At 63.6% G+C, this 13,405-nt stretch carries 9 protein-coding genes; 7 read left to right on the forward strand and 2 right to left on the reverse strand.

Annotation, left to right across the window (positions count from 1 at the left end; all coding sequences use genetic code 11):
• Positions 1-5: 5 nt before the first annotated feature.
• The 4 genes from C266_RS08875 (at position 6) to C266_RS08890 (ending at position 7,555) form a co-directional block, all read left to right on the forward strand.
• A complete protein-coding gene (locus tag C266_RS08875; RefSeq protein WP_010808653.1) occupies positions 6-1,079 on the forward strand; it encodes an HlyD family secretion protein in 1,074 nt (357 codons plus the stop codon).
• A 10-nt stretch (positions 1,080-1,089) separates the two neighbouring features.
• The gene (rbbA, locus tag C266_RS08880) at positions 1,090-3,867 is read left to right on the forward strand and encodes a ribosome-associated ATPase/putative transporter RbbA (protein WP_010808654.1); all 2,778 of its coding nucleotides are present in this window, start codon (positions 1,090-1,092) and stop codon (positions 3,865-3,867) included.
• Entirely contained in the window at positions 3,867-5,081 is a 1,215-nt protein-coding gene (locus C266_RS08885; protein ID WP_010808655.1) for an ABC transporter permease, read from the forward strand. Before rbbA ends, C266_RS08885 begins: the two co-directional genes overlap by 1 nt.
• 185 nt (positions 5,082-5,266) lie before the next feature.
• Positions 5,267-7,555 carry a DUF3141 domain-containing protein gene (locus C266_RS08890; RefSeq protein WP_144265772.1) on the forward strand — a complete coding sequence of 763 codons (2,289 nt, stop codon included), beginning with the start codon at positions 5,267-5,269 and terminating at the stop codon, positions 7,553-7,555.
• Between the two features lie 36 nt (positions 7,556-7,591).
• On the opposite strand, the gene C266_RS08895 is transcribed toward C266_RS08890, so the two are convergent.
• Together C266_RS08895 and C266_RS08900 are read right to left on the reverse strand one after the other, a co-directional pair.
• Complete coding sequence (locus C266_RS08895; protein ID WP_010808657.1) at positions 7,592-9,004, reverse strand: ATP-binding protein; 1,413 nt, start codon at positions 9,002-9,004, stop codon at positions 7,592-7,594.
• Positions 9,001-9,666, reverse strand: coding sequence for a response regulator transcription factor (locus tag C266_RS08900; RefSeq protein WP_010808658.1), 666 nt, complete (start codon positions 9,664-9,666; stop codon positions 9,001-9,003). The genes C266_RS08895 and C266_RS08900 overlap by 4 nt, the downstream gene beginning before the upstream one ends.
• Before the next feature lie 182 nt (positions 9,667-9,848).
• Between C266_RS08900 and dsbD the strand changes: the two genes are divergently transcribed.
• The 3 genes from dsbD to dsbG are packed head-to-tail and all read left to right on the forward strand — an operon-like array spanning position 9,849 to position 13,306.
• A complete protein-coding gene (gene dsbD, locus C266_RS08905; RefSeq protein WP_010808659.1) occupies positions 9,849-11,663 on the forward strand; it encodes a protein-disulfide reductase DsbD in 1,815 nt (604 codons plus the stop codon).
• Entirely contained in the window at positions 11,660-12,490 is an 831-nt protein-coding gene (locus C266_RS08910; protein ID WP_010808660.1) for a TlpA disulfide reductase family protein, read from the forward strand. The genes dsbD and C266_RS08910 overlap by 4 nt, the downstream gene beginning before the upstream one ends.
• 9 nt (positions 12,491-12,499) lie before the next feature.
• Positions 12,500-13,306: a thiol:disulfide interchange protein DsbG gene (dsbG, locus tag C266_RS08915; RefSeq protein ID WP_010808661.1), complete on the forward strand. Its 807-nt coding sequence runs from the start codon at positions 12,500-12,502 to the stop codon at positions 13,304-13,306.
• The last annotated feature ends 99 nt before the right edge of the window (positions 13,307-13,405 follow it).

The following is a 13,405-nucleotide window of genomic DNA, read 5'->3' on the forward strand; positions in this document are numbered from 1 at the left end:
TAAATATGACGCTTCCCAATGCCAAGAAGCTGGTTCCCGCACTGATCGTGCTAGCGGTCGTCGGGCTGGGTTGGTACGGATGGAAAACCTATAGCCACTCCGGCCCCGGCGCCGGTTTCGCAAGCGGCAACGGCCGCATCGAAGCCACTGAGGTCGACGTGGCCACCAAGCTCGCCGGACGTGTCGAAGCCATCTACGTCCGGGAGGGCGATTTCGTGAAGGCGGGTCAGGTACTCGCCAAGATGCAGATCGACACGCTCAACGCCCAGCGCGATGAAGCCCGCGCGCAGTACCAGCAGGCCGTGACCAACGTCGCGGCGATTCAGGCGCAGGCGGCAGCAAGGTTGTCCGACAAGGCGACGGCCGAAGCCAATGTCGCCGCACGCGAGGCCGAACTCGACGCGGCCCAGCGCCGACTGTCGCGCTCGGAGACGCTATCGAAGGAAGGCGCCTCGTCGGTGCAAGAGTTGGACGACGACCGAGCGCGGGTTCGCAGCACACGTGCCGCCGTCACTGCCGCGCGCGCGCAGGTGGCTGCCGCGCAGTCTGCGGTCGAGGCCGCCAACGCGCAGGTCACGGGCGCGAAGTCGACGGTGCAGGCCGTGCAGGCCACCGTCACTCGCATCGAAGCCGATATCGCGGACAGCGACCTCAAAGCGCCGCGCGACGGCCGGGTGCAATACCGCGTGGCCCAACCGGGTGAGGTGCTCGCGGCCGGCGGCAAGGTTCTCAATCTCGTCGACCTGTCGGATGTATACATGACGTTTTTCCTGCCCGAAACGGTGGCAGGGCGTCTGGCCATCGGCGCCGAAGCGCACATCATTCTCGACGCGGCGCCGCAGTATGTGATTCCCGCGAGCATCTCGTTCGTCTCCAGCACGGCGCAGTTCACGCCCAAGACGGTGGAGACCGAGAGCGAGCGCCAGAAGCTGATGTTCCGCGTGCGCGCTCAGATCGCGCCGGCGTTGCTGCAACAGCATTTGTCGCTCGTGAAGACGGGCCTGCCCGGTGTGACGTGGGTGAAGACCGATAGTCAGGCAGCCTGGCCCGCCCAGTTGCAGACCAAGCTGCCGCAGTGAGCCTCGCAACATGACGGCGCCCCCCTCGCTTTCGTCCCCGCCGGGCCACGACGTGCCGCCGGTCGTACACATGGCCGGCGTGACGCTGCGTTACGGCCGCAAGACCGTTGCTCTGAACGACGTCAGCATCGACATTCCGGCCAACGGCATGGTCGGCCTGATCGGGCCGGACGGTGTGGGCAAGTCCACGCTGCTCTCGCTCATTGCTGGCGCGCGCGCGGTGCAGACGGGCACGGTCGAAGCGCTCGGCGGCAATATGGCGAGCAAGGCGCACCGCGATCTCGTGTGCCCGCGCATCGCTTACATGCCGCAAGGACTCGGCAGGAATCTCTACCCGACGCTCTCTGTCGAAGAGAACCTGCAGTTCTTCGCACGCCTGTTCGGCCACGACACCGCCGAGCGTCGCCGCCGCATCGACGACCTTACGCGCAGCACCGGCCTGTATCCATTTCTCGATCGGCCGGCGGGCAAGCTCTCGGGCGGCATGAAGCAAAAGCTCGGCCTGTGCTGCGCGTTGATTCACGACCCGGATCTGTTGATTCTCGACGAGCCGACGACGGGCGTCGATCCGCTCGCCCGCGCGCAGTTCTGGGATCTGATCGCACGCATTCGCCGGGAGCGACCGGCCATGAGCGTGATCGTCGCCACCGCCTACATGGACGAAGCGCAGCGTTTCGACTGGCTCGTGGCGATGGATGCGGGCCATGTGCTCGCGACCGGCACGCCGGCCGAGTTGCTGGCGCGCACGCACTGCGCCACCCTCGAAGCCGCTTTTATCGCGCTGTTGCCGGACGAAGAGAAGACCGGCTATGAACCGGTCTCGATTCCGCCACTGCAGGTCGACGAGCACACGGAGATCGCCATCGAGGCCAAGCGTCTGACGATGCGTTTCGGCGATTTCGTGGCGGTGGATCACGTGGATTTTCGTATCCGTCGCGGCGAGATCTTCGGCTTTCTCGGCTCGAACGGCTGCGGCAAGTCGACCACGATGAAGATGCTCACCGGCTTGCTGCAAGCAAGCGAGGGGCAGGCGTGGCTGTTCGGCAACGAAGTCGATCCGAAGGACATCGACACCCGTCGCCGCGTGGGTTACATGTCGCAAGCGTTCTCGCTCTATACCGAGCTGACGGTGCATCAGAACCTCGTGCTGCACGCGCGGCTGTTCCACGTGCCCGAGGCAGACGTCGACGCCCGCGTGGCGGAGATGGTGCAACGCTTCGGCCTCGCCGATGAGCTTGACGCCCTGCCCGACAGCATTCCGCTGGGCATGCGCCAGCGTCTGTCGCTCGCCGTGGCAATGGTGCACCGACCCGAATTGCTGATTCTCGACGAGCCGACGTCGGGCGTCGATCCGGTGGCACGCGACAACTTCTGGCGGCTGCTGGTGGAGTTGTCGCGCCGGGACCGCGTGACGATCTTCATTTCCACTCACTTCATGAACGAGGCCGAGCGCTGCGACCGCATTTCGCTGATGCACGCGGGCAAGGTACTTGTGTCCGATCCGCCTGCGAAGATCACGCAAGATAAGGGCGCGGCCACGCTCGAGCAGGCTTTCATCGAATACCTTGTCGAAGCGGGCGGCGGCAAGACTGAAACGCCCGAGACGCCCACGCCGGCAGTGCCCGGACCCGTGCCCGCCGAAGCGACGCAAGCGCAGCACAAGGCGTTCTCGCTCAACCGCATGATCAGCTATCTCTGGCGCGAAACGCTGGAGCTGCAACGCGATCCGGTACGCGCCACACTCGCGCTGGTTGGCTCGCTCGTGTTGATGCTCGTGATGGGCTACGGCATCAGTCTGGATGTGGAAGACTTGCGCTACGCCGTGCTCGACCGCGATCAGACCACGCTGAGTCAGAACTACGCGCTCAATATCTCGGGGTCGCGCTACTTCATCGAACAACCTCCGATCACCGACTACGAGGACATGGACAAGCGGCTGCGCAGCGGCGAACTGTCGCTGGCTATCGAGATTCCGCCGGGGTTCGCCCGTGACGTGTCGCACGGCAAGACCGTACAGATCGGCGCGTGGATCGACGGCGCGATGCCGTTGCGCGCGGAGACGGTGCAGGGCTACGTGCAGGGCATGCACCAGAACTGGCTGGCCGATGAGGCCCTGCGCCGGCTCGGTGTGCGCCTGACGGCATCGCTCGATATCGTGACGCGCTATCGTTACAACCCCGACGTGAAGAGTCTGCCGGCGATGGTGCCTGCGGTGATTCCGCTGCTCTTGCTAATGCTGCCCGCGATGCTCACGGCGTTGTCCGTGGTGCGGGAGAAGGAACTCGGCTCGATTCTGAATCTGTACGTGACCCCGGTAACGCGAACGGAATTCCTGATCGGCAAGCAGATCCCGTATGTCGCGCTGGCGATGTTGAATTTCCTGCTCATGGCATTGATCGCCGTGACGCTGTTCGGCGTGCCGATCAAGGGCAGCTTCCTCACGCTGACGACCGCCATCTTTATTTTCAACGTCGTCGCCACCGGCATTGGCCTGCTCGCGTCGACGTTTACCCGCAGTCAGATCGCGGCTTTGTTCTTCACGATGATCGGCACGATGATTCCGGCGATCCAGTTCTGTGGAATGCTCACGCCAGTGCCGTCGATGGAGGGCTCAGGCCGGCTTATCGGCGAGATCTATCCGGCGACTTACATGCTCATCATCAGCCGCGGCGTCTTCAACAAGGCGCTCGGGTTTGCCGATCTCGGCAGCGCCTTCTGGCCGATGCTCGTCGCCGTACCGGTCATTCTGGGCGTCACGATCCTGATGCTCAAGAAACAGGACAAGTGATGACGAGCCCGAGCGCACCACAAGCCTCTCCCCCGCCGGCGCCACCGGCAAAGGCCAGCGTCGCGACGCCGCGCCGCGCGCATCTGTGGCGGCGGCATCTGGCAAACATCTACCGGCTCGGGGTGAAGGAGCTTTGGAGCCTGGTGCGCGACCCGATGATGCTGGTGCTCATCGTCTACACGTTCACGGCGTCGGTGTATTCGGCGGCCACGGCCCAGCCCGATACGTTGCACGTCGCGCCGATTGCCATCGTGGACGAAGACGTGTCGCCGCTCTCGCAGCGTATCGTCTCGGCCTTCTATCCGCCGCAGTTCACGCTGCCGCGCATGATTACGGCGAACGCCGTCGACCAGGGGATGGACGAGGGGGCATACACGTTCGCGTTGAACATTCCGCCAAATTTCCAGCGCGACATTCTGGCGGGACGCACGGCGGAGGTGCAGCTCAATGTCGACGCGACTCGCATGAGTCAGGCGTTCTCGGGCAGTGGTTATGTGCAACAGATCGTGTCGGCGGAGGTGAGCGAATTCCTTCAGCGATACCGGTCGACGCCGGAATTGCCGGTGGATCTGGCGTTGCGGGTGCGCTTTAACCCGACGCTGGAACGCGCGTGGTTCGGTGCGTTGATGCAGATCATCAACAACATCACGATGCTCTCGATCATTCTCACGGGTGCCGCGCTCATTCGCGAGCGTGAGCACGGCACGATCGAGCATTTGCTCGTCATGCCGGTGACACCGGCCGAGATCATGCTGGCGAAGGTCTGGTCGATGGGGCTGGTGGTGCTGATCGCGGCAGGCATGTCGCTCTGGTTGATCGTGAGCGGCGCGCTGCATGTGCCGATTGGCGGTTCGGTGGCGCTGTTCATGCTGGGCGCGACGCTGCATCTGTTCGCCACCACGTCGATGGGCATCTATCTGGCGACGCTCGCCCGCTCGATGCCGCAGTTCGGTATGTTGATGATTCTTGTACTGCTGCCGCTGCAAATGCTCTCCGGCGGAATCACCCCGCGCGAGAGCATGCCGAAGGCGGTGCAAGACGTCATGCTCGCCGCACCCACGACGCATTTCGTGGAGTTGGGTCAGGCGATTCTGTTCCGTGGCGCCGGCATCGGCGTCGTGTGGGTGCAGTTCGTGGCGCTGACCGTCATCGGCGCCGTGTTCTTTGCTTTCTCGCTGCGACGTTTTCGCCGCACGCTCAGTTCGATGGCGTAGTGCCTGCGCCTGCGCGCCGTTCGCCAACCCTGTCATGCCGGATTCGTGAGGTCGTTGCCATGCCTGCCAAGTCGTCTGCCGCACTCGAACGTCGGTCTTCCCGCGCCACGGCGTCTGCTGGTGCAGCCAAAGCTGCCGATGCCCCGTGGCTTGCCGCCAACCCGTGGCTGGCCAACGTGCCGTGGATGGCCGCCGCCGCCGAGTATGCCGTCGATGCCTGGCAACGCAGCGTGCTGTACGCCGACGTCATGCGTCAGCGCGGCAACCAGTATCAGGCGCACCTCGCCGAATCGGCGCCGAACGTGCTCGACTTCGCCGCGGAGGTGGTGCTCGATGCGCACGACTTGCCGCGTCCGTGCAACTACGCGCTGGTGCGCATTCTGCCGCCGGACGATACGCCGACGCGGCCGAATGCTCGCCCGTTTGTCGTGGTCGATCCACGCGCAGGTCACGGCCCGGGCATCGGCGGCTTTAAGCCGGACAGCGAGATCGGTGCCGCCCTGCGAGCGGGGCATCCGTGCTATTTCGTGGGCTTTCTGCCCGATCCTGTTCCCGGCCAGACGGTTGAAGATGTGATGCACGCGGAGGCCGCGTTTCTGGAGAAGGTGATTTCTCTGCATCCCGAGAGTGCGGGCAAACCGGCGGTCATCGGTAATTGTCAGGCGGGCTGGCAGGTGTTGATGACGGCGGCGATGCGTCCGGAACTGTTCGGGCCGATCATCGTGGCCGGGGCACCGCTGTCCTATTGGGCGGGGTGGCGCGGGCGCAATCCGATGCGATATTCGGGAGGACTGCTCGGTGGCAGTTGGCTGACGGCGCTCACGAGCGATCTGGGCGACGGGCGCTTCGACGGCGCCTGGCTGGTGCAGAACTTCGAGAATCTCGACCCGGCCAATACGCTGTGGCACAAGAAGTATCACCTTTACGCCAACGTGGACACGGAAGCGCCGCGCTATCTCGGTTTTGAGAAGTACTGGGGCGGGCATGTGTTTCTGAACGCGCAGGAGATGCAGTACATCGTCGACAATCTGTTTGTCGGCAACCGGCTGACGAGCGCGGAGTTGATCACGAGCGACGGCATCCGGATCGATCTGCGAAATATCCGCTCGCCTATCGTGGTGTTTTGCTCGTACGGCGACAACATTACGCCGCCGCCACAGGCGTTGGGCTTCGTGACGGATATGTATCGCGACGACTCGGAAGTGCTCAGTCACGATCAGACGATTGTGTACGCCACGCATGACAGCATCGGCCACCTCGGCATTTTCGTGTCGGGCAGCACCGGGCGTAAGGAGCACCGCGAGTTCGTCAACAATATCGATCTGATTGACGTGCTGCCTGCCGGGATCTATCAAGCACAGATCGCCGACAAGACGGAAGATACGCCGCATCGGGAGTTGATCGACGGCGATTACGTGATGTCGATTCAGCAACGCAGCGTCGAGGATGTGCGCGCCATTGTCCAACCGGACGCCGAGAGCGATCGGCGTTTTGCAGCGGTGGCACATCTCTCTGACATCAATCTCGGGTTGTATCGCAGTCTCGTGCAGCCGTGGGTGCGCGCGATGGTCACGCCGAATTCGGCATACTGGATGCGCGTGCTGCATCCGCTGCGCGTGAGTTACGAGCTTTGGTCGGATCGCAATCCATTTGCCGTGCCGTTCGCCGCGAAAGCGGCGCGCGTGCGCGAGACGCGCCATCCGGTGCCGTCGGACAATCCGTTCCTTGCGCTGGAATCGGCGGTGTCGAGCGCCATCGAGCAATCGCTCAATTTCTATCGCGATACACGCGACGATGGCTTTGAGAAGGCCTTCGAACTGATTTACGGACAGCAATGGGTGCAAGCGCTCGCCGGGTTGCGCGGCAGCGACGGTGCGGCGGTTCGGGTGCATCCCGGCACATCGCCGGAGCACATCGCGTTCGTCAAGGACACGCTGACGCATCGCCGTCACGAACTACACCAGGGCGGATTGCTCGAAGCCGGCATTCGCGCACTGCTCTGGGTGCATCGTCTGCACGGTGAAGCCGACGAACGGCAATTCAACCTCGCTCGCTCGCTGGTACGCGGCGAGAGCGATATTTCGATCGAGCGCTTCCGCGAAGTGATCCGCCGTCAGGCCGGGTTGCTGCGCATGGCACCCGACGCAGCGATGGCCGCGATTCCCGGCATGCTCTCCCATTCGACACCGGCGAACATCCGGCGCGTGGCGAAGGCCGTGAAGGATCTCAGCCTCGCCGTTCCGCTCGATGGCGGCGAGCAAAACGATCTGCAACAAGTGCTGGCGGTCTTTGAAAACGCCGCTTTGCAGCAGAAGGCCTCCACGGAGCACGCTCCCGCGCCAAGGAAAACCGGCGCACGCGCCGCAACGCCCGACGCCGCACCACGCAAGCGCTCCCCAGCCGCAAAGACTAGCACCACCGCCGCGAAAACCATTCGCTCAGCGAGTGCCCCAAAAACCAGGAAGGCCCGCTGAACTCTCACCACGGGCGATGCACCGGTCAACCCCCAGTCATCGCCCAATCGGCACATAGAGCCTTGCCATCAAACCACCACCCTCGCGTGCCGCAAACTCCACAGTAGCGCCGAAGCGCGACGCTATCGCCCTCACTATCGATATCCCCAATCCCGCCCCCTCTCCCCCCCGCCAGCCCCGATCCCCTCGCCAGAATCGCTGCCCCATTTGCTCCGCCTGCTCAGGCGTAAGACCCGGCCCCCAATCCCCCACCTCTATGCAATACCGCCGCCGATGCTCGTCCATCTCCACCGTCACATCCACACGACTCCCCTCAGGCGAGTAACGCATCGCGTTGTCCACAAGGTTTCTCACCGCCGTGCCCAGCATCGAATGTGGCACCACCGTGCCACGGTCTTCACACGCCATGCTAAAAACCACCCGTGGCCCCCCACGACGGACCGGAGCCCCATTCCTCCACTCAGACATAGACCCAACTCGCGGCGGAACGGGGCCCCGATCCGTCTCCTCCCATTCGATCAATACCTCCTCTATCACCTCGCGCACCGACCCGCACATGTCCTGCTCATGTGCCGGCGCCTCAGCACGCGCCAACGTCATCATCTGATCCAGCGTATGCCGTAATCGTCGTACACCTACGCCCGCCATATATATCGCCCGTCTGGCCGGCTCTCCCCCCGTTATCTCCGCTACCTGCAAGTGGGTGTCCACCGCCGTCAGCGGCGTGCGCAGTTCATGCGCCGCCGCATCCGTGAACGCCCTCTGGTACGCCAATGCCTGCGTCAAACGATCCAATAATCCATTTAATGCCGACACTACCGGACGTAACTCCGTCGGGGCACGCCCCAAATCAATCGGCGCCGTGTCGTCCGCACGCTTGTCGCGCAACGTCGCACGTAATGTCTCCAACGGCGATAAACCCCGGCCTATGCCTATCCACAACGCAATCAATCCACCCACGACAGCAATCAGAAACGGTACGCCCGCCGCTCTCAACAATGCATGGCTCAGGCCCGCTCGCTTCTCCAACCAATCCGCCGTCATGACCTGATACCCCCGGTCATCCTGCAACACATATATTCGCCAACGCTTTCCATCAATCTCCATCGTGCTGAAACCCATCGGGAACGCCTTTTCTTCCGCCTGCGGCCCACCATCGGTCCGCGCCAACACCACGCCCTGCACCGAACGTATTTCACACGCTATGCCGTCGTCGGTGCCCACGCGTATCACCTCTCCCCAATCCGACTGCCCCGCACTCGGCCCCAACGGCGATAACGCTACCCGCGCCAACAAACCCGATACCATCCGGGCCGACATCGCCAAACGTTGATCCAGTGCCCTGTCGAGATTGGCCTCCACCCCTCGCATCATCCATCCCGCCGCCACCACCCAAAGCACTATCAACGCAATACCGGCAATCAATACCGCTCTCAGTCGAAGGCTCATGACAACTTCCACCCCAATCGATATCCCAAACCACGCGCCGTTTGAATGACCTCACACCCCAATTTGCGACGCACGTTGTGGATGTGAACGTTCAACGCATTACTGTTGACCCGCTCCGACAAACCATACATCCGCTCGTGCAACATGTCCGGCGTCAACCATCGCCCCCGTGTACTCGCCAAATGCGTCAGCAAGTCAACCTCCTTGCGCGACAATTCGACCGGCTCACCATCAAGCCACGCCAAACCACTCGCCGGCTCCAATCGCAACGGGCCAGCGTCTATGACCTGCGAAGCCCGCCCCTGCACGCGACGCATCAACGCATGCAATCGCGCCCCCAACTCGCGCAAATCGAACGGCTTGACCATGTAGTCATCCGCCCCGCCATTCAATCCCGCAATCCGATGTTCGATGGCATCGCGCGCAGTCAGGATGAGGACAGGTACATCAGGCTCCACCGCCCGGATCTTTGCCAAAACCCCGAGACCGTCACCGTCTGGCAAACCCAGATCAAGCACCAACGCATCGAACGTGTTTTCCGCATGCGCAGACACCGCCGCCAACCCGCTCGCCGCATGCTCAACAGCAATGCCCAACGCCTCCAACCCCGCGACAGTGCCGCTCGCAATCAACGCATCATCCTCAACCAGCAACACTCGCATGAATCCGTACCTCCCTTGAATACCGCTTCATGTTACGTAATTTGCGTAACTCACCGAGCATCATTCCGCGCGGTGAACGCGTGGCTCGGCGCATAACCAACAGACACCGCGGGCGTTAACTCTCGGTTAATCGGCGCAGGGCACGCTCTAGCCTGCTTTGGAACGCCTTCAGGAGAAGAGATTTGCTACGCCGATTTTTCTACATCTTTGTGATTTTTCTCGGCACGCTCGGCGGGATGCGCGCCGCCGATGCGTTTCCCTGGCAAAGCGAGTCGAAGTTCCTCGACGCGTCTCAGGTACTCACACTCTCCCCTGTCACCGAGGTGGACGGTCATATCGAAATCGTTGGCAACATTGCTAAGGATTACTACGTTTACCGGCATTCGCTACGCGCGGAAGATGTCTCCGGCCAGCCGCTCGATCTGACGCTCTCCGACGGAGCGAAGCATACGGACGAGTTCTTCGGCGACACCGAGATCTATACCCGTGACGCCCTGCGCATTCGTCTGCCCTTGGCAACGTCAGGCCCCGTGACGCTGCACTGGCAAGGCTGCTCAGAAGCAGGCATCTGCTATCCACCCCAGACGATGCAAGTCGCGTTGCCTGCCGGCTCGACATCAGTTATCAATGCCCCCGCAGTCTCCGTGGCGCCCCCCGCCGCCTCCATCGATGCCGTCGATGCCCCGCTCGCTGAAGATCAGGCCGCAGCGCAGCGGCTCGCCACGGTCGGCCCCGTCGCTGCCACGCTGCTGTTTTTCGGCTTCGGCTTGCTGCTGGCCTTCACGCCATGCACGTTGCCGATGATCCCCATCGTCTCGACGATGGTCGTGGGCAATCGTCCCGCGCCGTTGCGAGCGCTGGCACTCTCGCTGTCATACGTGCTGGCGATGGCACTCACTTATGCCTCGGTCGGCGTCGCGGCCGGCCTGGCCGGCGCCAATTTACAGGCCGCGCTGCAATCTCCATGGCTGCTCGGCGCCTTCGCGGGCCTCTTTCTCGTGCTGGCAGCCTCGCTGTTCGGTCTGTTCGAACTGCGCCTGCCCGCGTTCGTGACGAATCGACTCGACGCCGCCGGACAACAACGTACCGGTGGCAGTCTCGTCGGCGCCGCCGCACTCGGTTTTCTCTCCGCACTGCTCGTCGGCCCGTGCATGACCGCCCCGCTGGCCGGCGCTCTGCTCTATATCGGCCAGACAGGCAACGCGTGGATAGGCGGCATCGCGCTGTTCGCGCTGGGACTCGGCATGGGACTGCCGCTACTCGTCATCGCCATGTTCGGCTCGCGGGTTCTGCCCCGTCCGGGCCCGTGGATGGTACGCGTGCGCATTGCATTCGCCTACGTGATGACGGGTATGGCCGTTCTGATGTTGAGCCGCTTCCTGCCCGGCAACGTCAGCCTCCTGCTCTGGGGTACCCTCGGCCTCGGACTGGCCGTCGGATTCGCCGCATGGGCATGGACGCTGCGCGGGAAACCGTCCGGCTGGACACTGATGTTCGCGTCGGCGTTCGCCGGTGTCTGGTCGGTGTTCATGCTCGTGGGGGCAGCGTCCGGCAACGATTCCGCACTGCGTCCGCTGGAACGCGCGGCCCCCGCAATCATGAACAGCGCAAATGCGCACAGCGCGAAGGCGTTCGAGTATGTGAGCGTCAAATCGGCGGAGGATGTGGACGCACGCATCGCGCAAGCTGCCGCGAAAGGGCAATGGACGTTGATCGATTTCTACGCTGACTGGTGCGTAAGTTGCCATGTCATCGAACGCAATGTGTTCGGCGATCCGACTGTCGCCGCGCGGCTCGCACGTATGCAGGTGCTGCGCCCGGACGTGACGAAGAACGACAAGATCGATCAGGCCCTGATGAAACGCTGGGGTGTGCTCGGCCCGCCCACGCTCATTCTCATCGACGCAAATGGCGAGGAGGTGCGCGCGCAGCGCTCGGTCGGCGAACTCGATGCGCGTAGCTTCCTGCGCCGCCTCGACACCGCGGGGATGGTATGACCGGTCTCGGCCCCTTCTCGATACAGACGGTCGCCGTGGCGGCAGCGATGGGGGTGGCGTGGCTCGTCGCGCGCTATCTCCTGCGCAGCACTGACACCACGTCGCGCCGCACCGCCGCCAGCACGCTCCTCGACGCGCTCTTCATCGGCCTGCTCGCCGCGCGCATCGCCTACGTGCTGCGCTGGTGGCCGGAATACTTCGCGACCCCGCTGTCCATCATCGCGATTGGCGACGGCGGATTCAATGTCTGGGCCGGCCTGCCCGCCGCCCTCGGCTGGGCGTTGTGGCGCATGAAACGTCAGCCCTCCGGGCGCCGCCCGATGCTGTACGGCTTCGCCGCAGGCGTAGCGATCTGGGCCGCCGCACAGGCAGGCTTGAGCGTCCTGCAACGCACCGCGCCGCCGCTGCCGTCATTGACACTCTCCACAACGGATGGCCGCACCGTCTCACTCGACACCTATCGCGGCAGTCCCGTCGTGATGAATCTGTGGGCAAGCTGGTGCCCGCCGTGCCGACGCGAAATGCCGGTGCTGGAAAAAGCGCAGGCCGACTACCCCGACGTGCGGTTCCTGTTGATCAATCAGGGCGAGTCCGCGCATACGGTTGAAGCGTTCATTCAGTCGCAGGGCCTTCAGTTCGACGATCTGCTGCTCGATCCTGCGTCGCAAGGCATGCAGGCGGCCGGTGCACGCGGGCTGCCCACCACGTTGTTCTTCGATGCCCACGGCCGTCTGGTTGACACTCATCTGGGCGAACTCACAGCGGCGCGTCTGCGCGCCACGCTGCAAGGCCGTCTTCACCAATCCCCGGCACCTCGTACGCCATAGGAGTCATCGATGTCTGTTCGTAAGTTTCTTATTTCCGCTCTGATCGCCGTGCCGGCGCTCGCCGCCGCGGCCTATGCGATTGTCTCCGGCAACGCCGGTACCTCGGGCAAGGCGGCGGCCGACCAGGACACCCCAGCCGTTGTTCAGGCGCTGGTACGCGAAGGTTTGGCGGATTTACGTCCGTTCGACACCGGTACGGAGCTTCGCGGCTTCGCCGGGACGGCGGAACAACATCCCGTCGCCCTCTACGTGCTGCGCGACGGCACAGCCATCGTCGGCACCCGCATCGACGCCGACGGCAAGCCGATGGATATGGAGCGCATCAGTCACCTCATCGCCGAGCCGACCAGCGAAGCCGTCTGGTCGAAACTCGCCGCCTCGACCTGGGTGCAGGACGGCAAAGCGGACGCCCCGCGCGTGGTGTACACGTTCAGCGACCCGAATTGCCCCTACTGCAATCGTTTCTGGGAAGCGGCACGCCCTTGGGTCGATTCGGGCAAGGTGCAGTTGCGCCACATCATGGTCGGTGTCATCAAGGCCGACAGCAGCGCGAAGGCAGCCGCCATTCTCGGCGCTCCCGATCCCGCCGCCGCGTTGTTGCAAAACGAACGGCAGCTCGCCAGCGGCGGCATCGCGCCAGCGCCGAGCGTGTCACCCGATATCGCCCGCACGCTCGACGCTCATCAACAACTGATGACGGAGCTTGGGTTTCGCGGTACGCCCGGCATCGTCTATCGCGACGACGAGGGCCTGATTCAACGCGTGAATGGCATGCCGCGCCCCGCAGCGTTGGCATCGGTACTCGGCCCTCGCTGAAGCGCCCCGGCGGGCGGCCCCCAATAGACGGGGCCGTCCATGCCGCCGTTGCAGAATCGTCGAAGGACGGCCACTGTGGCGCACACATTCTTGCAAGAA

This window comes from Pandoraea sp. SD6-2 (genome assembly GCF_000389825.1).
Classification (GTDB): Bacteria; Pseudomonadota; Gammaproteobacteria; order Burkholderiales; family Burkholderiaceae; genus Pandoraea; species Pandoraea communis.